Genomic DNA, 17,623 nt, shown 5'->3' with positions numbered 1-17,623 from the left:
CCGGCCGCCTTGTGCGGGCGCAAGCGCGCTGCGATCAGGCGCCCGGCGTGCCTGCTGTGCCCGTCAATTGCTCGCGCCAGCCCAGTCCCGCGACGGTATCGCTGGCGGGGCGGTATTCGCAGCCGACCCAGCCTGCGTAGCCGACCTGGTCCAGCAGTTTGAACAGATGGCGGTAGTTGATCTCGCCCGTTCCCGGTTCGTGGCGGCCCGGCGTGTCGGCGATCTGGATGTGGCGGATCAGGGGCAGCAGGGCGCGGATGGTGTTGCTCAGTTCACCCTCCATGCGCTGCATGTGATAAATGTCGTATTGCAGGAAGACATTGCCGCGCTGGCAGTCGGCGATGATGTCGGCCGCCTGCTGGCTATGGTTCAGGAAGTAACCGGGCATGTCGTAGCGGTTGATGGGCTCGATCAGCACGTTGATGCCATGCGGACGGCAGGCGTCGGCCGCATATTGCAGATTGGCAATCAGGCTTTGCCGCGCCCGCTCCAGGCTCATGCCGGGCGGCACGATGCCGGCCATGCAGTGCAACTGCTTCGCGCCCAGCGCCAGCGCGTAATTGAGCGCCAGTTGCACGTTGCCGCGGAATTCCTCGCCCCGGCGCGGATCGCAGGCGATGCCCCGCTCGCCGTGTTCCCAGTCGCCGGGCGGGAAGTTGAAGAGGGCCAGATGCAGCTGGTGGCGTTCCAGCCGCATGGCGATCTGCCGCGCCTCGACGGCATAGGGGAAAAGAAATTCGACGGCATCGAAGCCCGCTTCCCTGGCGGCGGCAAAGCGGTCCAGGAAGGGCAGTTCGGTAAACATCATGCTGAGGTTGGCAGCGAAGTTCGGCATGGCAGCACGCAGGTGAGGATGATGGGCACTATCCTAGCCCAAATCGGCAAATGGTGGCGTGCATAAAAAAACCGTCCCAGGAGCAAGTCCTGGAACGGTTTTATTGTATTTTTAATACAGGTAAACGGGGCCTGAAAGCGTAGCGAGCGGGAGTGATATTGCGTCGAGTCGCGCAGCCGTACAAGAGTACGGCGAGCAACGCAAACGCCATAGCGCCCCGCGCAGTAGCTTTAAGGCCGCGTTTTAGCGGCCGCGGCCGCCGGAGCGATGGTTCGCCGCCGAACGCGGCGCATTGCCCGAACGGTTGCCGCCGCCACCGCCGCCCGATGGGCCGGCGCTGCGTGGCTTGGCGCCGCTGCCGCCCGTTTTCACGCGCACCACGGCGCCCGCTGGCGCGCGGCTGTTGTTGCGGTGACCACCGGTGCCGCTGCGCAATTGCACAGGCTGGGCGCGGGCGTTCAGGTCCGGCTCGAAGCCTTCGATGACTTCGCGCGGCAGGGTTTGCTTGATCAGCTTTTCGATGTCTTTCAACATTTCGTGCTCATCCACGCAAACCAGCGACACGGCTTCGCCCTTGGCGCCGGCACGGCCCGTGCGGCCGATACGGTGCACATAGTCTTCCGGAATGTTCGGCAAGTCGTAGTTGACGACGTGCGGCAACTGGTCGATATCGATACCGCGCGCGGCGATGTCGGTGGCGACCAGCACTTGCAGGGTGCCATCCTTGAACTCGGACAGCGCGCGCGTGCGTGCCGACTGGCTCTTGTTGCCGTGGATGGCCAGGGCGCCGATGCCGTCCGCGCCCAGTTGCTCGACCAGTTTATTCGCGCCATGCTTGGTGCGCGTAAATACCAGCACTTGCGTCCAGTTGTTCGACTTGATCAGGTAGGACAGCATCGGGTGCTTCTTGTCGCGGTCGACGGGATGGATCTTTTGCTTGATCACTTCCACGGTCGAATTGCGGCGCGCCACTTCGATCATGGCCGGCTTGTTCAGCAAGCCGTCGGCCAGGGCCTTGATCTCTTCCGAGAACGTGGCCGAGAACAGCAGGTTCTGGCGTTTCGGCGGCAGCACGGCCAGCACTTTCTTGATGTCGCGGATGAAGCCCATGTCCAGCATGCGGTCGGCTTCGTCCAGGATCAGGATTTCCACTTTCGACAGGTCGACGGTGCCCTGGCCCATGTGGTCCAGCAAGCGGCCCGGCGTGGCGACGAGGATGTCGACGCCGTGTTTCAGTTGCTTGATCTGCGGGTTGATGCCGACGCCGCCGAAGATCACGGCCGAGTTCAATTTCGTGTACTTGCTGTAGGCGCGCACGCTTTCCTCGACCTGCGCGGCGAGTTCGCGCGTCGGTGCCAGGATCAGGGCGCGGATCGGGCGCGTCGAGGTGTTGCTGGTGATGGCCGCGCCATTGGCGTCGGTCGACAGGCGGTGCAGCACGGGCAGGGTGAAGCCGGCCGTCTTGCCGGTACCGGTTTGTGCGCCGGCCAGCAAGTCGCCGCCAGCCAGCACGGCGGGAATCGCCTGCGACTGGATCGGGGTCGGCACGGTGTAGCCGTGTTCGGTAACGGCACGTACGATAGCGTCGGACAATCCGAGGGAGGAAAAGGACATGGTAACTTTATTGTGAGATCGGCCTGTCGCCATCGTGGGGCGCCAGTCGCAGGCAATCAGATTAGGGGTCGAAAGACAGCGGCAAGGGGACTGGTCATATGTGCCGCACACGCGAAGTATAACAGCATGGCAAAAACGCGCCTGTTTTGTTTCAGGTTTGCAATGCCGCAAGTAAAGAAAAATGCGGCAAGGGCGCGCTGCCCCCGCGTAAATCTGGGTAGAATTCCCGCCTGCACCCCTTGCGCGGGGGGATCGCCGCGCTGCCGGGGTTCTTGTTCCTGGAGGAATACCATGCGCATTGCCGACCTTCGCATCGCCACCCGCCTGTACGGCGGCTTCGGCGCCATTGTCTTGCTGCTGGCCGTCCTGGTCGCAGTGGCCACCTTGAATTTCTCGAAACTGGCCGACGCCAACGCCATCAATACCCACACCTACCAGGTGCTCGGTGAAAATGACGCCATCCTGGAAAGCCTGATCAATATGGAAACGGGGCAGCGCGGCTACGTGATCACGGGCGCGGAGGCGTCGCTGGAACCCTACACCGTGGGCAAGACTTCGTTTCGCAGCCACCTCGACAGGACGCGCGCCTTGACCAGCGACAATCCTGTCCAGCAGCAACGCCTGGCGAAACTCGATGCCGCCCAGCAAGCCTGGCTGGCCGGCGCGCTCGACCCCGTGATCGCGCTGCGGCGCGCCGTGGCGCAAGGCACGGCCCCCATCGAGCCCGTGCTGGCGCTGGAAAAAGAGGGCCGGGGCAAGCAGGGCATGGACGCCATGCGCGCGTTGCTGAAGGAAGTGGGCGACGCGGAAACGGCGCTGCTGGCGCAGCGTTCGCAGGCGCTGGCGGGCTTGCAGGCGCAGACGCGCTGGGTCTTGCTGGGCGGCGGCGCGGTGGCCATGTTGCTGGCCGGCATGATCGCCATGTGGCTGGCCAGGAATATCAGCCGGCCCCTGCGTTCGGCCATCGAGGTGGCCAGGCAGGTGGCGCAAGGCGACTTGACGGTGCCGGTGGCGGTGGGCTCGAAGGATGAAACGGGCGAGCTGATGCAGGCCTTGCAGGACATGACGGCCAGCCTGCTGCGCATCGTCACCGAGGTGCGCAGCGGCACGCAAACCATCGCCACGGCTTCGCGCCAGATCGCTTCGGGCAACCTCGACCTGTCGGCGCGCACGGAACAGCAAGCCAGTTCGCTGGAAGAGACGGCGTCGTCGATGGAAGAACTGACGGGCACGGTCCAGCAGAATGCGCAGAACGCCCACGAAGCCAATGGCCTGGCCGCGTCGGCCGAGTCCGTGGCGGGCAAGGGCGGCGCGGTGGTGGCGCAAGTGGTCGACACCATGGGTTCGATCAACGATTCCTCGCGCAAGATCGTCGACATCATCGGCGTGATCGACGGCATCGCCTTCCAGACGAATATCCTGGCCTTGAACGCGGCCGTGGAAGCGGCCCGGGCGGGCGAGCAGGGGCGCGGCTTTGCCGTCGTCGCCACGGAAGTACGCAACCTGGCACAACGTTCGGCCAGTGCCGCCAGGGAAATCAAGGCCCTCATCAACGATTCCGTGGCGCAGGTGGAGAGCGGCGCGCGCCTGGTCGACGAGGCGGGCCGCACGATGCACGAGATCGTCGACAGCGTGCACAAGGTCAGCAGCATCGTCGGGCATATCTCGGCCGCCAGCGACGAGCAGCGCTACGGCATCGAGCAAGTCAACCGGGCCATCGGCCAGATGGACCAGGTGACGCAGCAAAACGCTGCGCTGGTGGAAGAGGCGGCCGCGGCGGCCGAAGCCATGCAGGAGCAGGCGGCCCGCCTGGCCGACGCCGTGGCCGTGTTCAAGACGGCGCAGGCGGCCGCCACGCCGGCGCTGGCGTCCCGGCCCGACGCGCGCCGCCCCGTGCCGCTCAAGGCGGCGCGCGCCGCCGCCCGCCTGCCCGCCAAGGGGGCGCAGCCCCATGCGCCGCAAGTTTCGACCAAGAAACAGCGTCCGGAGGACGATGCGTGGGACGAGTTCTAGGGCGCCAGTGCATGCGACAGGTGTCGCAAATAGCGCTTGCGTGCATGTGACTGTTGTCGCATAATTGTGTCAATAGTCACTAGAAGGAATCGCCATGAGCACGCCCTCCGTCACCGAACTATCGTTACTGAAAGCCTTGTGGAAAGAGCAGCCGCTGTCCGCGCGTGAATTGCACGCCCGCGTGGAAGAGGAGCTGGGCTGGTCGTTTTCGTCCACGCGCAAGACCGTGGAGCGCATGCTGGACAAGGGGATGTTGCTGCAGCGCAGCGTGCATGGCGTGCTCGTGTATGAAGCCAACGCGGACAAGGTGGCCACCCTGGCCGCGTTCGCCCATGACTTCGGCCGCCGCGTGATGGAAATCGACAGCCCCTTGCCGGTCAGTATGTTTACAGGCAGCAAGCTGGTGGACCAGCAGGAGCTGGCGGCGCTGGAGCAGTTGCTGCAAGACTGGCCTCTGGACGGCAAGGAGTAAGCGATGAGCTTGTTTCCCCTGACCTTGCTGCAGGCGACGGCCGCCTGCCTGCTGAGCGGCTGGCTGCTGCAAGGCTTGCTGTACCTGGCGCAACGGCGCTGGCCCGCGCTGGCGGCCCAGCGCAGCGTGTGGCTGGGCGCCCAGCTGGTGCTGGCTGCCGCGTTCGTGCTGCCGTTGCTGCCTGACGCGCGGCAACTGAGCGTGGTGCCCGAGCTGAGCGTGCCCGTTTCCCTGGCCAGCGCAGCGTCCGGCGTGCCGCTGGCCGTGGATGCGCCAGCGGCCGGGCTGCCATCCGGCGCTTCCTGGCTGTCCCTGGTGCCGGCTGCCTGGGGCCTCGTCTATCTGCTGGGCGTCGCTTGCACGGCCTGGCGCTGGCAGCGCGGCCGCGCCACGTTGCGCACCTTGCTGCAGCTGGCGCAGCGGCGCCGCCTGCATGGCACGGATGTGCTGGAAGTGGATGCGCCGATCTCGCCGATGCTGGTGGGCGTGTGGCGGCCGCGTTTGCTGCTGCCGGCGCACCTGGCGCAATTTACGCCGGAACAGCAGCAGATGGTGATCGCCCATGAGCTGACCCATGCACGCCGCCGCGATCCCATGCTATTGCTGCTGGCCACCATGCTGCAGGCGTTGCTGTGGTTTCATCCGGCCGCGCGCTGGCTGGCCGGCAAGCTGGCCTGGGCGCAGGAGCTCGGTTGCGACCGCCAGGTCCTGGCCGGCCGCCCCGCGCGCCAGCGCCAGCAATATGCGGCGGCGCTGGTCAAGCAGCTGGGCTTGCAGGCCCAGCCGCTGCCGGGACTGGCGTTTGGCGGCGGCGGCATGGCCGAGCGCCTGCTGCGCATGCGCGACGGGCAGGAGCGGCTGCCTCCCGCCTTGCGGCTGCTGACGGTGCTGCTGTTGTGCGCTATCGGCGCGGCCAGCCTGGCGCTGCAGCCGGCACTGGCGTGGACGGCGGCTGCCGCGCCTGCAGCCATGCCCGCCGCGCCGGCCCCGGCGCCCACCGCCTGGCGCAATCCCCTGGATACCATGCGCGTGACGGGCTTCTTTGGCGTGGTGCGCGAGATCACGCCACAAGGCCATGGCGGCATCGATCTGGGCGCCAGGCGGGGCACGCCCGTGCATGCGGCGGCCGACGGCATCGCCAGCGTCAGCGAGGATGCGCGCCTCGGCAAGGCCGTCCGCATCGACCATGGCGGCGGCGTCGAATCGCTGTATGCCCATCTCGACCGGGTCACGCTCACCACCGGCATGGCCGTCACGGCGGGGCAGTCCATCGGCACGGTGGGCGCGACGGGCCTGGCGACGGGGCCGCACCTGCATTTCCAGGTCACCCGCAACGGGCGCCTGCAGGATCCGCAGCAGTGGCTCGCGGGCCTCGACGCCAACGCCAGCGCGCGGGCCCTGCGCATGCGCAAGCAGCAGTTCGGCCGCTGACGCCTGTTTTTGACTGCAGGCCGGGCGGGCGCGGCGCGCCTGGCCCGGCAACCATTCATCCGGCAACCGCCATCTTTCTGGAATTCCCATGCGATTGAGTATTTTCCTGTGCAGCCTCGCGCTGCCGTTGACGGCGCACGTCCGTGCCGAAGACACCCTTCCTTCCGTGACGGTCAATGCGGGCAAGCTGGAGCAGCGCCGCAACGATACCGTCGCCGGCATGGTCGTCGGCCACGATGAGCTGATACGCCAGGGCGACCGCGTCCTGTCCGACGCCTTGAAGCGCCTGCCCGGCATTACCATCGGCGCGCCGGCCGGCACGGGGCAGGGCGGGCAGCTCCAGCTGCGGGGGCTGGGACAGGGCTACACCCTCGTCATGCTCGACGGCGACCCCGTGCCGGCCGGTTTTTCGCTGGACGCGCTGGACCCGGAACTGGTCGAGCGCGTGGAAATCATGCGCGCCGCCACGGCGGAATTTTCCGCCCAGGCGATCGCCGGCTCCATCAATATCGTGCTGAAGAAATCCGCCAAGCGGCGCGAGCGCACCTACAAGCTGGGCGGCTCGGCCAGCAACGGCATGCCCGCCGGCAGCGCCACCGTGCAATGGTCCAGCCAGGACGGGCGCCTGTCGTACGCGCTGGCCGGCACGCTTGGCCACACGGGGCGCCGCGGGTTGCTCGATGAATGGAACCGCGAATATGCGGCCGGCGGCACGCCCACCGTGGTGCGCCACATGCCGCTGACCGAGCGCGTGACCAGCGACACGTTCGAGCTGGCGCCCCGCCTGCAATGGGCGCTGGCGGGCGAAGACAGCCTGGCCTGGCAAAGCCTGCTCAACGTGCGTCGCCTGGCCAGCCGCCGCCATGTGGTGGAAGCGGCTTACCTGGGCGGCCATACCGGCTATCCGGACAACGACGCCGCCTTCGACCAGGACAGCAGCACCGTGCGCAGCGACCTGCGCTGGCTGCGCAAGCTGGAAGCTGGCGCCAGCCTCGAGGTGAAGCTGGGTGTCGATGTCAACCACCGCGGCAGCGATTACCTGTTCCGGGGCGTGGGCGCTCTGCCTGGGCCGGCGAATGTGCGCCTGGTCGACGCTGGCGTGGACGATGTGGGCGTGCAGGCCAGCGGCACCTACCGCCGGGCGCTGGGCGAGGGGCACGCGCTGGCGGCGGGCTGGGACGGGGGCCGCCGGCGGCGCGCGGAGTATCGCCGCGAGCGCCAGCTGGAGCCGGGCGGGCCGCCCGTCCTGCCGGACGCGGACTACGCGGTCACGGTGCGGCGCCTGGCCCTGTTCGCGCAGGATGAGTGGGATGTCTCCGCGCGCTGGTCGCTGTACCTGGGCCTGCGCTGGGAAACCTGGCGCACGGCCAGCGCCACCGGTGGCGCGAACCCTGTCGACGTGCGCGCGCAGGTGTGGAGTCCCGTGCTGCAAAGCCTGTGGAAGTTCGCCGGCAAGGACCAGGTGCGCCTGGCCGTCACGCGCACGTACAAGGCGCCGCAGATTTTCCAGCTGATCCCGCGCCCGTACGCGGTCGATAACGGCAATAGTCCCACGAATCCCGACAACCAGGGCAACCCCGCGCTGCGCCCGGAAATGGCGTGGGGCCTGGACGCGGCCTATGAGTACTATCTGGGCGAGGGCGCCATGCTCAGTGCCAGCGCCACCTGGCGCCGCATCCGCGACGTGATGCTGGACCGGCTGTACCAGGACAACGGGCGCTGGGTGGCCACGCCCGCCAACAATGGCAGGGCGCAGGTGCGCGGTATCGAACTGGAAGCGAAGCTGCCGCTGGCGGTGCTGTTCCCCCGTGCCCCCGCGCTGGACCTGCGGGCGAATCTGGCGCGCAACTGGTCGGCGGTGGATGCCGTTCCCGGCCCGTACAACCGCCTCGATGGCCAGCTGCCGTGGAGCGCCAACCTGGGCGCGGACTACCAGCTGGCCAGCCGACCGCTGGCCGTGGGCGGCAACCTGCATTACCAGGCGGGAGGGCCGTCGCGCGAGTCAGGCCAGCTGCTGGCCTGGCAAGGCGCCCGGCGCGAACTCGATGTGTATGCGCTGTGGAAGGTCAGCGACACGCTGCGCCTGCGCGTGTCGGGCGCCAACCTGCTGCGGCAGGCGGACCGCACGCGCAGCCTGTATGCGGATGGCGGGGGCAGCGCGCTGCGCACGGTCGATACGGGCACCTACCGCACTTGGCGCGTGATGCTGGAAGGCACCCTGTAGCGTCAGTCGTCGACCTCCGCGACGGCGTAGTCCACGCCCTGCGCATCGAGCCAGGCGCGCACGGCGTCCAGGCCGTGCCACGGCTCCGGGCGCAGGTACTGGCATACATACAGGCCGGCATCCGTCAGCCTGGCGTCCGTGCCGGGCATGCCGTCGGTCGCCTGCGGCAGCGCCGCCAGCAGTTGTTCGAGGTGCTGGCGCTGGCCGGCCGTCAGGCTGGCCGCGATCCTGAATTCAAATCCCATGTTTTCCTCCGTGCGATTGGTTGCGGTGTGCTTATTTTATATCATCGAAAAAATCGAATATAGCTTGGCATTCTTTCCGTTTTTGTTTTCCTTTTTGTGCGTGCATACTGCCTGTCACTGACACGCAACATGGCAGCGCAAGAAGGAAAGCGCAAGATTGTGCGGGCCGGATACCACTACTTTGATATTCAATTATTTTCACTGAGGAAAACATCATGCCTATCGCTACCGCCCAAGCCGCCCAAAAACTGCTGACCCCGAACGACCACACCCTGATCATGATCGACCACCAGTCGCAGATGGCGTTCGCCACGCGCTCCATCGACCTGGCCTTGCTGCGCAACAATGCGGCCCTCGTCGCCAAGGCGGCCGCGGAATTCAAGGTGCCGACGATCCTGACGACGGTGGCGGCCAAATCGTTCTCCGGCCCTATTTTTGACGAAATCCAGTCCGTCTTCCCGGAGCAGGCGCCGATCGACCGCACCAGCATGAATACCTGGGAGGATGCGCGCATCGCCGACAAGGTGAATGGCTACGGCAAGGGCAAGATCGTGCTGGCCGGCCTGTGGACGTCCGTGTGCATCGTCGGCCCCGCGCTGTCGGCACTGGAACAGGGTTTTGACGTGTACGTGATCGCCGACGCCAGCGGCGACGTCTCCGACGAAGCCCATGCGATGGCCATGCAGCGCATGATACAGGCGGGCGCGCAGCCGATGACGTCCGTGCAATACTTGCTGGAACTGCAGCGCGACTGGGCCCGCGGCGAGACCTACAACGAGACGGTGGTGACGGCCGTGGCGCACGGCGGCGGCTATGGCCTGGGCTTGATCTACGCCAAATCCATGTTCAATGCCAGCGAAGGCCATTGAGATTTTATTGATATCGCGCCACCGCCGCCCGCCGGCGGGGGCGTATCCTTCACCTGAATCGGGAGTTCCCATGCATGCACACACGATCTTGCTCAATGGCCGTTTCCACACGGTCGACAGGGCGCAGCCGCTGGCGTCCGCCGTCGCCATCGCCGATGGCAAATTTCTCGCCGTGGGCGACGTCGAGGACGTGATGCGTCATCGCGGTCCCGCCACGCAAGTGATCGACCTGGCTGGCCGCACCGTCATTCCCGGCCTGAACGACTCGCATTTGCACCTGATCCGCGGCGGCTTGAACTACAACCTGGAATTGCGCTGGGAAGGGGTACCCTCGCTGGCCGACGCTTTGCGCATGCTCAAGGAACAGGCGCTGCGCACGCCGAACCCGCAGTGGGTGCGCGTGGTGGGCGGCTGGACGGAATTCCAGTTCGCGGAAAAGCGCATGCCGACCCTCGACGAGATCAACGCGGCTGCGCCGGACACGCCCGTCTTCATCCTGCACCTGTACGACCGCGCCCTGCTGAACCGCGCCGCCCTGCGCGCCGTCGGCTACGACAAGAACACGCCGAACCCGCCCGGCGGCGAAATCGTGCGCGACGCTGCCGGCAACCCCACGGGCTTGCTGATCGCCCGTCCGAACGCCATGATTTTATATGCGACCCTGGCGAAAGGCCCGACCCTGCCGCGCGAATTGCAAGTGAACTCCACGCGCCAGTTCATGCGCGAACTCAACCGTCTGGGCATCACCAGCGCCATCGACGCGGGCGGCGGCTTCCAGAACTATCCCGAGGATTACGCCGTCGTCGACGAGCTGGCGCAAAAAGAGCAGCTGACCATCCGCATCGCCTACAACCTGTTTACGCAGAACAAGGGCGCCGAATTGCAGGACTTCCAGAAGTGGACGGGCATGGTCAAGCCGGGCGACGGCACGGACTTTTACCGTCACAACGGCGCCGGAGAGATGCTGGTGTTTTCCGCCGCCGACTTCGAGGATTTCCTCGAGCCGCGTCCGGAGCTGGCGGCCGGCATGGAAGACGAGCTGGAAAAGGTCGTGCGCCACCTGGTGGAGCAGCGCTGGCCGTTCCGCCTGCACGCCACCTATGACGAATCGATCGGCCGCATGCTCGACGTATTCGAAAAGGTCAACCGCGACACGCCGTTCGGCGGCTTGCACTGGCTGTTCGACCACGCGGAAACCATCAGCCCGAAAAATATCGACCGGGTCAAGGCGCTTGGCGGCGGCCTGGCCATCCAGCACCGCATGGCTTTCCAGGGCGAGTACTTCGTCGAGCGCTATGGCGCTGAGGCGGCGAAGGCCACGCCGCCCGTGCAGCGCATGCTGGACGCGGGCGTGCCCGTCGGCGGCGGCACGGACGCCACGCGCGTGGCCAGCTACAACCCGTGGACGGCGCTGTACTGGCTCGTGTCGGGGCGCACCGTGGGCGGCCTGGCCCTGACGGATGCGGCGGGGCGATTGTCGCGCGACACGGCGCTGGAACTGTGGACGGCGGGCAGCGCCTGGTTTTCCAGCGAGCAAGGCAAGAAGGGGCGCATCCGCGAGGGCATGCTGGCCGACCTGTCCGTGCTGTCGGCCGATTATTTCGCGGTGCCGGAAGAGGCGATCAAGTCCATCGAATCCGTGCTCACCATCGTCGGCGGCAAGGTCGTCTACGGCCAGGCGGAATTCACGGCCATGGCGCCGCCCCCGATTCCCGTGCTGCCCGAGTGGTCGCCCGTGCGCGCGGTGCCGGGCCATTACCGGTCCGTGGCCAGGCCGGCGCAGGCGGCCATGCCGCACCAGTGCGCGGGCGCCTGCGGCGTGCACGCCCACGCCCACGACCGGGTGCGCAAGTCGGCCGTGCCGATCAGCGATTTTTCCGGCTTCTGGGGCACGCTGGGTTGCAGCTGCTTCGCTTTCTAGTAGAGGACAGAGCCATGCGCTACAAGAAAGTCATCCTGGGCCTGCTGCTGGCCTTTGTCGTGGGCTTCGTCTGCCAGCTGGCGCACATCCCCGTGCCGGCGCCGCCCGTGCTGGGCGCCGCGCTGCTGGTGTTCCTGACCAGCTGCGGCTACTGGCTCACGGGCCTGTATTTGCAGCGCCGTGAAACGCAAGGGGAGGCGCCATGAACGTCATGCTGGCAGGATCGGTACTGGGATTGCTGGTGGGCGCCGTGTGCCGCTGGTTCGACCTGCCGTCGCCCACGCCGCCCACGCCCACCGGCGCGGCGATGGTGGTGGCCATGACCCTGGGTTTTGTCGTGGCGGGGCAGTGGCAGGGTTAGGCGCTTATTTGGACAGGCGCAAAATGGCCGAGGCGAGCCGGGTGAAGCAGGGACTCAGGTCGCTGTCGCTGGCCGCATAGCAATACAGGCCCACGGGTTCGGCCGGCTTGCGGCAAGCCGCTTTCGCATCGGTGGTATTGGCCAGGCAGCGCAGCAAGTCTTCGCCCAGCTCGTTGTCCGGCCCTTCCTTGGTTTTCAGCGATGCGCCCATGCCCAGGGTAAAGACGAAAATGCCTTCCTGGCGCGCCTTGGCCGCCATCGCTTCGACCAGGTTGCGCGAGGCGCGGTGCACATTCGTCCATTGCGCCTGCGCCGTGGCGGTGGACGCGGTCACGACGCGGGGCGAGTTGGTGACGATGGGAAACTCGCGCAGTGCCGCGTCATTCGTCGCGTTATACCATGCGGGAAGCGCGGTGATCTGGCTGGCGGCGCAATCGCCGTACTGGAGCGAGTCGCTCACTTTCATCCTGTACAGGCCCGCCAATGCCGGGTTTTGCAGTTTCGGAAAGGTGGCGAGGCCGCCTGCGTCCTTGCATTTGTTGTCCTTGTTGGGGAAGTACGAGGAAAACGCCGCCGGCGAACCGTCGGAGAAAAACACGATGACGCGCAGGCTGGAGCGGTCGACCTGCGCGATGTCGTTCAGCTGCTTGCGCGCCTGGAACATGCCGGCGGACGAGTTGGTGCCGCCGACGAAGGCGAATTGATCGATCTTTCCACCTTTCATGGTCATGCCGCCGCGGTCGAAGCCGCGGTCGGTCTGCCTGATCGGGACGTCGATTTGCGCTTCCGAAGCGAAGTGCAGCAAGCCGACCCGGTCGACCGTGGCGTTGAACTTGTTCAGGAAGGACTTGCCCGCCGCCCGCACGGCGTCCGCATTGTGTTCCAGCGAACGCGACGTATCCATCACCAGCACCATGTCCAGGTCCTTGCGGATGGTTTGCGCGCTGGCGGCCACGTCCAGGGTCTTGAAGCCGAGTACGCCCATCAGCGAGACGGGCAGCGAGGCGCTGGCCGAGACGTCGATGGTGACGGTACCCTTGTCGAACGTGACGTCGACGGGATGGAGGGTCGGCGTCGACAGCAGGAAGTGGTCCGGATAATTGACGTCAAAAAAATCCTTTGCCGACTGGCGCGCCCTGGTCCGCTGTTCCTCTTCCGAGTTGCCCGCGGTGACACCGCGCGCCGCCGCCAGGCTGGCCGAGTCGACGGCCGCGTTGAGCTTGGCCTTGACGAAGTAGCCGAGGGCCGAATCGATGGCCAGGCCCACGGAGGCGATCAGGACGACGGCCGACAGCGCCACCATGACCAGGACTTGCCCGCCTTGCCGCTTGTGTGGAATGCGCATCAGAATACCGTCATCGAAGTCAGGTTGGGCGCCAGTACGGGCGTCGTGCTGTTGCCAAATTTCAATGTGCCGAACAGCATGTCGAAATTGTAGAAAGTTTCCACGGCGTAAATCAGTTCGCCATCGGCCAGCTGGTTCTGCATCAATGGCACCGTGGGGGCGTATTCGTCCTTGGCGATGCCGGTGCACGTGCCATCGCGCCAGCTGCCGCATTGCCACACCTGGCTGGCGGGCAGGTAGCCGCTGGCCTTCGCGCCGGCGTCCCAGCGGTACTGTTCCAGCACGATATTGCGCAAGCCGCTCTGCGCCGTGTAACCCATGATCTTGGTGATGTAGATCATGCCGCGCCCGTGCATGTCCAGCGGCGGCGTGCTGGCGGCCAGCGCATTCATGATGCCCTGGCTGGAGCCGCTCAGGTCGGACGTGGCGCGCGCGGACAGGTTGGCGCCTTCGCGGCTGATATTGAGCAGGATGGTCTTGGCCTGGATGGCGCGCGACAGGTCGGCCAGCATGAACAGCAGCAAGGCCAGCAAGGGCAGCACGATGGCAAATTCGATGGCGGCGATGCCGCGCGCGGCGCGGCGCGGAAAACGGGGAGCGGGTGCGCGCATCACAGGCCGCCAAAGCTTTCATTGCGCATGGTGGCCGCCACGACGAAATGCGCCTGGCCGTCGCGGAACAGGGCACGGATCATGGGTGTGGCAAACGCCCAGCGGCAATCGACGGAAATGACGACGATATCGCCGGCCTGGCCGAACATGGCGGCGCCCACCGCATCGCTGCCGTTGACGGAGATCACGGGGCTGACCTTGTCATACATGCCCATGGAGCTGTCGCGTATTTTTTGCATGACGGCGTGGTAGCGCTGCTGGTTGGCGCTGTCGGGGTCGAGGTCCTTGGCCCCCGTGACGGCATAGCGCGCGCCTTCGCGCACCGCGTGCTGCATGGTCATATTGGCAAAATAAGCCATGCTCAATTCAATGATGCCGATTATCAGCATGAGAAAGACCGGTGTTATCAGGGCCAATTCGACCAGGGTGGCGCCAGCCTGTCCGCTTTGCTTGCGGAATATGCGGGAATCGGCCTGTTTTAAGCGCATGGGAATAATCCGGTTAAGTTCCGCGATGACGAATGTCGGGCGGATGGCATTGCGCCATTTGACTGGCAATTATTCTATATCGATTTTCAAGGGCGTGTCCGCCATTTAAATTATTACAGGTCAAGATAATCGCAATTAACTGCGTTATTTCAAACGTGCCGGCCCCGTCGCTACAGGGCCAGGAGTAATATGCGCGGGTATGAAAACAGGCCTGGTGTCAGGATTGTCCTGCGTGCAGGCAAGGACTTGTTTTGCAAGGTGATGCAACAAAAATGCTGCAATGTAAGCAACAGCAGCGGCGGCAGCAGCGATGGCGCACCCGTGGCGCACCCGCCCCGGCCACGCTGCCCATCCATCGGCTCACGCCCGGCATGCGGCGACCGCTGCCTTGGGGCACGCACCGCGTTGGCGCGTGCCGGCCCAAGGCCTCTTCCTTTGTGCCCCCATGACTTCTTTCCCCCGCGTGCGGCAGCAGAAGGCGCGCGCGGACGAGGCAGGCAAGCCGATTCGGATCAACAGCATTCCCCGATGGGAGTGGGCTACAAGTAAAGAGGTAAAGCATGTCAACAAACAATGTCATACGCGTCATGCTGGTGTCGGACCACAAGACCTGGCTGTGGGGCCTGGAGCAGTTGCTCGCCGGCGCCCAGCCGGCGATGCAGGTGGTGGCCAGCTCCACCGAGATCGACAGCGCGCTGCTGCTGGCGCGCACCCTGTGTCCCGACGTCATCGTGCTCGACGCCGATCTGGGCTGCGGCGGCGCCTGCGCCATCGATTATCTGCCGCAGCTGCTGGGCAATGGCGTGTCGCGCGCATTGCTGTTCAGCGGCACGCAGGACCAGGCCGCCTGCGGGCGCGCCGTGCGCAGCGGCGCGCGCGCCGTGGTGGGCAAGGAAACGCCCGTCAAGCAAATGGTCGACGCTATCGCCCGCCTGCATCACGGCGAATTGTGCCTGGACCCGGCGCTGCTCGACAGCATGCTGGGCGTGTTGAACAAGCCGGAAGCGGCGCCCGACCCGGAAGAGCAGCGCATCGCCAGGCTGACGCTGAAGGAGCGCAAGATCGTGGCCATGATGGTGGAAGGAAATGGCGCGCTGAACCGTGCGATCGCCCAGCGCGCTTTTATCTCGGAGCAAACCTTGCGTAATCATTTGACATCGATCTACAGCAAGCTCGATGTCACCAACCGCCTGGAATTATATGTGTACGCCACCCGCAACCGGCTGGCCGAACCCGTCCATGCGGAGTGACAGTACATATGTCCTGATTGTAGACAAAAAATTAAGATGGTTTGTACTGCGCATAAAATGACTTTTCTCTGATTCGATTTAATGTTTGTTTATATAAAATACACGCATCAGAAATTGGAAAATAAAAACAAAGAGAATGTTTTTATTTTCAGACTGTATTTTCAGTTTTTATCATGTTTAAAACTTGACCTGAAATGGAATAATATGAATTTCATTAAAAACTTTATCGCCGAAGAAGATGGCGTGACGGCCATCGAATATGCGCTGATCGCTGCGCTGGTGGCTGCGGCGCTGGTCACGGCCGTCGGCTATTTCACCACCGGCCTCGATGGCGCCTTCAAGGCGATCGGCACCAAGCTGACGGGCGCGGCGATCTAAGGCGCCTGCCCACCGCGCTGCACCCCGACAGGCCGGCTGCCCCTGCGCACCGGCCTGCCGACTTCCCGCCCAACGATGCGCATGCCGTCATGCCATCGGCTTGCATCAGGTACACGATGGACCCTCATTCTTTCTGGACGTTCAGCCCCGCCACGGTCTTGTGGGGGCTGCTTGCCGCGGCTGTCTGGCATGACGTGCGCCGCCGGCGCATTCCCAACCGGCTGGTGTTTTCCGGCGCCTTGCTTGGCGTGCTGCTCAACAGCGTGGCCTTGCCCGGGGTGACGCCGGCCGGGCCGTGGCTGGCGCTGGGCGGCCTGGCCGTCGGCCTGGGCTTGCTGCTGCCCATGTATGCGATGAAGGCGCTGGGCGCGGGCGACGTCAAGCTGATGGCGATGGTGGGGGCTTTTCTTGGCCCGCGCCCCGCCGTGTTTGCCGTGCTGTGCAGCCTGCTGGCGGGCGGCGTGCTGGCGCTGGCCGTCGCCCTGTGCCAGGGCACGCTGCGCCAGGCGATGGCGAATGCCCGGCAATTGCTGCTGCAAGGCTGGCTGCGCGCCGCCGCAGGCGAAGTGCCGCGGGTCGATGCGCCCGCCGTGCCGGGCGGCAAACTGCCGTATGCGATCGCCATTGCCGCCGGTACCGCCATCTGGCTGGCCCTGGCGGCAGGCGGCTATGCATGATGTGCCCGTCCGGAAACCCAAGTTTTACCAAGAGGAAAAATCATGAGAAATAGCCGCGTTGCGATCGTGCTGCTGCTGGCGTTGCTGATGGCGGGGGGCGCCGTGCTGGCAGCGGCGCGCTGGATGTCGGGACAAGGCGCGCCGGCCAGCCAGACGGTGATGGTCGCGCTGGTCGATATCGGCGTGGGCGCGAAGGTGACGCCGGCCATGCTGCGCGGCATGGACTGGCCGGCGGGCGCCATGCCGCCGGGGGCGTTTGGCGAGGCCGGCGCGCTGGACGGGCGCATCACGCGCACGGCCGTCAGCAAGGGCGAGCCTGTGCTGGAAAGCAAGCTCGCGCCGCCCGGCGCCACGGGCGGCCTGTCGGCCATCGTGGCTGCCGGCAAGCGCGCCATGACCGTGCGCGTCAACGACGTGGTGGGCGTGGCCGGTTTCGCCTTGCCGGGCAATTTCGTCGACATTCTCGTGCATACGCAGGATGACCGCGCCAGGCCGGCGGGCGGCGGGCCGCTGGCCATTTCCAAGATCGTGCTGGAACGCATCCTGGTGCTGGCCGTGGCGCAAGAGTCCGGCCGCGACGACAACAAGCCCAAGGTGGTCAATGCCGTGACCCTGGAGCTGACGCCGGAGCAGGTGGAAAAGCTGGACCTGGCGCGCAGCGTGGGCAGTCTGTCGCTGGTGCTGCGCAACCAGGTCGATCCGGCGCCCGTCACCACGGGCGGCGCCACCAAGGAGTCGCTGCTGGAACTGAAGGCGCCGGCGGCCGCGCCGGTGCGCGCGGCGCGGCGCCAGGCGGCCCCCCCACGCGCTCCCGCGCGCGACAGCATCACCGTCATCAAGGGCATGGATACGAGCGTCCAGCAATTTTAAAAATCAGCAGGCAAGCGAG

At 65.8% G+C, this 17,623-nt stretch carries 18 protein-coding genes; 12 read left to right on the top strand and 6 right to left on the bottom strand.

The features are described from left to right. Positions 1-34: 34 nt before the first annotated feature. Complete coding sequence (gene otnI / locus CLU94_RS05195; protein WP_099664858.1) at positions 35-835, bottom strand: 2-oxo-tetronate isomerase; 801 nt, start codon at positions 833-835, stop codon at positions 35-37. Between the two features lie 243 nt (positions 836-1,078). Beyond that, positions 1,079-2,449 (bottom strand): DEAD/DEAH box helicase, encoded by a 1,371-nt coding sequence (locus CLU94_RS05190; protein WP_099664857.1) that lies wholly within the window; start codon positions 2,447-2,449, stop codon positions 1,079-1,081. Between the two features lie 291 nt (positions 2,450-2,740). On the opposite strand from CLU94_RS05190, the gene CLU94_RS05180 reads away from it, so the two are divergent. The 4 genes from CLU94_RS05180 (at position 2,741) to CLU94_RS05165 (ending at position 8,589) form a co-directional block, all read left to right on the top strand. Then, the gene (locus tag CLU94_RS05180; RefSeq protein WP_099664855.1) at positions 2,741-4,462 is read left to right on the top strand and encodes a methyl-accepting chemotaxis protein; all 1,722 of its coding nucleotides are present in this window, start codon (positions 2,741-2,743) and stop codon (positions 4,460-4,462) included. Positions 4,463-4,556: 94 nt separating this feature from the next. Then, on the top strand, positions 4,557-4,934 hold the full coding sequence (locus CLU94_RS05175; RefSeq protein WP_099664854.1) for a BlaI/MecI/CopY family transcriptional regulator: 378 nt from the start codon (positions 4,557-4,559) through the stop codon (positions 4,932-4,934). A gap of 3 nt (positions 4,935-4,937) precedes the next feature. Continuing rightward, a complete protein-coding gene (locus tag CLU94_RS05170) occupies positions 4,938-6,365 on the top strand; it encodes a M23/M56 family metallopeptidase (RefSeq protein ID WP_099664853.1) in 1,428 nt (475 codons plus the stop codon). An 88-nt stretch (positions 6,366-6,453) separates the two neighbouring features. Then, positions 6,454-8,589, top strand: a complete 2,136-nt coding sequence (locus CLU94_RS05165; protein WP_099664852.1) for a TonB-dependent receptor plug domain-containing protein — start codon at positions 6,454-6,456, stop codon at positions 8,587-8,589. Positions 8,590-8,591: 2 nt separating this feature from the next. On the opposite strand, the gene CLU94_RS05160 is transcribed toward CLU94_RS05165, so the two are convergent. Further along, entirely contained in the window at positions 8,592-8,834 is a 243-nt protein-coding gene (locus CLU94_RS05160) for a hypothetical protein (RefSeq protein WP_099664851.1), read from the bottom strand. Positions 8,835-9,049: 215 nt separating this feature from the next. On the opposite strand from CLU94_RS05160, the gene CLU94_RS05155 reads away from it, so the two are divergent. From CLU94_RS05155 to CLU94_RS05140, 4 genes are all read left to right on the top strand, one after another. Then, the gene (locus CLU94_RS05155) at positions 9,050-9,703 is read left to right on the top strand and encodes a hydrolase (RefSeq protein ID WP_099664850.1); all 654 of its coding nucleotides are present in this window, start codon (positions 9,050-9,052) and stop codon (positions 9,701-9,703) included. A 70-nt stretch (positions 9,704-9,773) separates the two neighbouring features. After that, a complete protein-coding gene (locus tag CLU94_RS05150) occupies positions 9,774-11,624 on the top strand; it encodes an amidohydrolase (protein ID WP_099664849.1) in 1,851 nt (616 codons plus the stop codon). A gap of 14 nt (positions 11,625-11,638) precedes the next feature. After that, positions 11,639-11,830, top strand: coding sequence for a DUF1427 family protein (locus CLU94_RS05145; RefSeq protein ID WP_099664848.1), 192 nt, complete (start codon positions 11,639-11,641; stop codon positions 11,828-11,830). Continuing rightward, positions 11,827-11,985, top strand: coding sequence for a XapX domain-containing protein (locus CLU94_RS05140; RefSeq protein WP_077401676.1), 159 nt, complete (start codon positions 11,827-11,829; stop codon positions 11,983-11,985). Before CLU94_RS05145 ends, CLU94_RS05140 begins: the two co-directional genes overlap by 4 nt. 4 nt (positions 11,986-11,989) lie before the next feature. On the opposite strand, the gene CLU94_RS05135 is transcribed toward CLU94_RS05140, so the two are convergent. Genes CLU94_RS05135 through CLU94_RS05125 form a run of 3 tightly spaced genes read right to left on the bottom strand, consistent with a single transcriptional unit; the run spans position 11,990 to position 14,429 of the window. Beyond that, positions 11,990-13,330, bottom strand: a complete 1,341-nt coding sequence (locus CLU94_RS05135) for a TadE/TadG family type IV pilus assembly protein (RefSeq protein ID WP_099664847.1) — start codon at positions 13,328-13,330, stop codon at positions 11,990-11,992. Beyond that, the gene (locus tag CLU94_RS05130; protein WP_099664846.1) at positions 13,330-13,941 is read right to left on the bottom strand and encodes a TadE/TadG family type IV pilus assembly protein; all 612 of its coding nucleotides are present in this window, start codon (positions 13,939-13,941) and stop codon (positions 13,330-13,332) included. Before CLU94_RS05130 ends, CLU94_RS05135 begins: the two co-directional genes overlap by 1 nt. Beyond that, positions 13,941-14,429, bottom strand: coding sequence for a TadE family protein (locus CLU94_RS05125; protein ID WP_099668172.1), 489 nt, complete (start codon positions 14,427-14,429; stop codon positions 13,941-13,943). The genes CLU94_RS05130 and CLU94_RS05125 overlap by 1 nt, the downstream gene beginning before the upstream one ends. A gap of 560 nt (positions 14,430-14,989) precedes the next feature. Here CLU94_RS05125 and CLU94_RS05120 point away from each other — a divergent pair. The 4 genes from CLU94_RS05120 to cpaB all read left to right on the top strand — a co-directional run bounded on the left by CLU94_RS05120 (position 14,990) and on the right by cpaB (position 17,604). After that, positions 14,990-15,679, top strand: coding sequence for a LuxR C-terminal-related transcriptional regulator (locus CLU94_RS05120; protein ID WP_257218683.1), 690 nt, complete (start codon positions 14,990-14,992; stop codon positions 15,677-15,679). 204 nt (positions 15,680-15,883) lie between these two features. Beyond that, entirely contained in the window at positions 15,884-16,057 is a 174-nt protein-coding gene (locus tag CLU94_RS05115) for a Flp family type IVb pilin (RefSeq protein WP_071650303.1), read from the top strand. Between the two features lie 116 nt (positions 16,058-16,173). Then, on the top strand, positions 16,174-16,734 hold the full coding sequence (locus CLU94_RS05110) for an A24 family peptidase (protein ID WP_099664844.1): 561 nt from the start codon (positions 16,174-16,176) through the stop codon (positions 16,732-16,734). Positions 16,735-16,776: 42 nt separating this feature from the next. Next, complete coding sequence (gene cpaB, locus CLU94_RS05105; protein WP_099664843.1) at positions 16,777-17,604, top strand: Flp pilus assembly protein CpaB; 828 nt, start codon at positions 16,777-16,779, stop codon at positions 17,602-17,604. Positions 17,605-17,623 lie beyond the last annotated feature (19 nt).

The sequence above is a fragment of the Janthinobacterium sp. 13 genome (genome assembly GCF_002749695.1).
Taxonomy (GTDB): Bacteria; Pseudomonadota; Gammaproteobacteria; order Burkholderiales; family Burkholderiaceae_D; genus Janthinobacterium; species Janthinobacterium kumbetense.
Note: the sequence above shows the minus strand (reverse complement) of the source record. Positions and strands in the feature narration are given on the sequence as shown.

Excerpts from the sequence above, each read along its gene's own strand:
- CLU94_RS05150 (WP_099664849.1), top strand. The coding sequence starts at position 9,774 with ATGCATGCACACACGATCTTGCTCAATGGCCGTTTCCACACGGTCGAC.
- CLU94_RS05170 (WP_099664853.1), top strand. The coding sequence starts at position 4,938 with ATGAGCTTGTTTCCCCTGACCTTGCTGCAGGCGACGGCCGCCTGCCTG.
- CLU94_RS05165 (WP_099664852.1), top strand. The coding sequence starts at position 6,454 with ATGCGATTGAGTATTTTCCTGTGCAGCCTCGCGCTGCCGTTGACGGCG.
- CLU94_RS05190 (WP_099664857.1), bottom strand. The coding sequence starts at position 2,449 with ATGTCCTTTTCCTCCCTCGGATTGTCCGACGCTATCGTACGTGCCGTT.
- CLU94_RS05135 (WP_099664847.1), bottom strand. The coding sequence starts at position 13,330 with ATGCGCATTCCACACAAGCGGCAAGGCGGGCAAGTCCTGGTCATGGTG.
- CLU94_RS05140 (WP_077401676.1), top strand. The coding sequence starts at position 11,827 with ATGAACGTCATGCTGGCAGGATCGGTACTGGGATTGCTGGTGGGCGCC.
- CLU94_RS05110 (WP_099664844.1), top strand. The coding sequence starts at position 16,174 with ATGGACCCTCATTCTTTCTGGACGTTCAGCCCCGCCACGGTCTTGTGG.
- CLU94_RS05120 (WP_257218683.1), top strand. The coding sequence starts at position 14,990 with ATGTCAACAAACAATGTCATACGCGTCATGCTGGTGTCGGACCACAAG.
- CLU94_RS05160 (WP_099664851.1), bottom strand. The coding sequence starts at position 8,834 with ATGGGATTTGAATTCAGGATCGCGGCCAGCCTGACGGCCGGCCAGCGC.
- CLU94_RS05145 (WP_099664848.1), top strand. The coding sequence starts at position 11,639 with ATGCGCTACAAGAAAGTCATCCTGGGCCTGCTGCTGGCCTTTGTCGTG.
- CLU94_RS05125 (WP_099668172.1), bottom strand. The coding sequence starts at position 14,429 with ATGCGCTTAAAACAGGCCGATTCCCGCATATTCCGCAAGCAAAGCGGA.
- CLU94_RS05130 (WP_099664846.1), bottom strand. The coding sequence starts at position 13,941 with ATGCGCGCACCCGCTCCCCGTTTTCCGCGCCGCGCCGCGCGCGGCATC.
- otnI (WP_099664858.1), bottom strand. The coding sequence starts at position 835 with ATGCCGAACTTCGCTGCCAACCTCAGCATGATGTTTACCGAACTGCCC.
- CLU94_RS05155 (WP_099664850.1), top strand. The coding sequence starts at position 9,050 with ATGCCTATCGCTACCGCCCAAGCCGCCCAAAAACTGCTGACCCCGAAC.
- CLU94_RS05175 (WP_099664854.1), top strand. The coding sequence starts at position 4,557 with ATGAGCACGCCCTCCGTCACCGAACTATCGTTACTGAAAGCCTTGTGG.
- cpaB (WP_099664843.1), top strand. The coding sequence starts at position 16,777 with ATGAGAAATAGCCGCGTTGCGATCGTGCTGCTGCTGGCGTTGCTGATG.
- CLU94_RS05180 (WP_099664855.1), top strand. The coding sequence starts at position 2,741 with ATGCGCATTGCCGACCTTCGCATCGCCACCCGCCTGTACGGCGGCTTC.
- CLU94_RS05115 (WP_071650303.1), top strand. The coding sequence starts at position 15,884 with ATGAATTTCATTAAAAACTTTATCGCCGAAGAAGATGGCGTGACGGCC.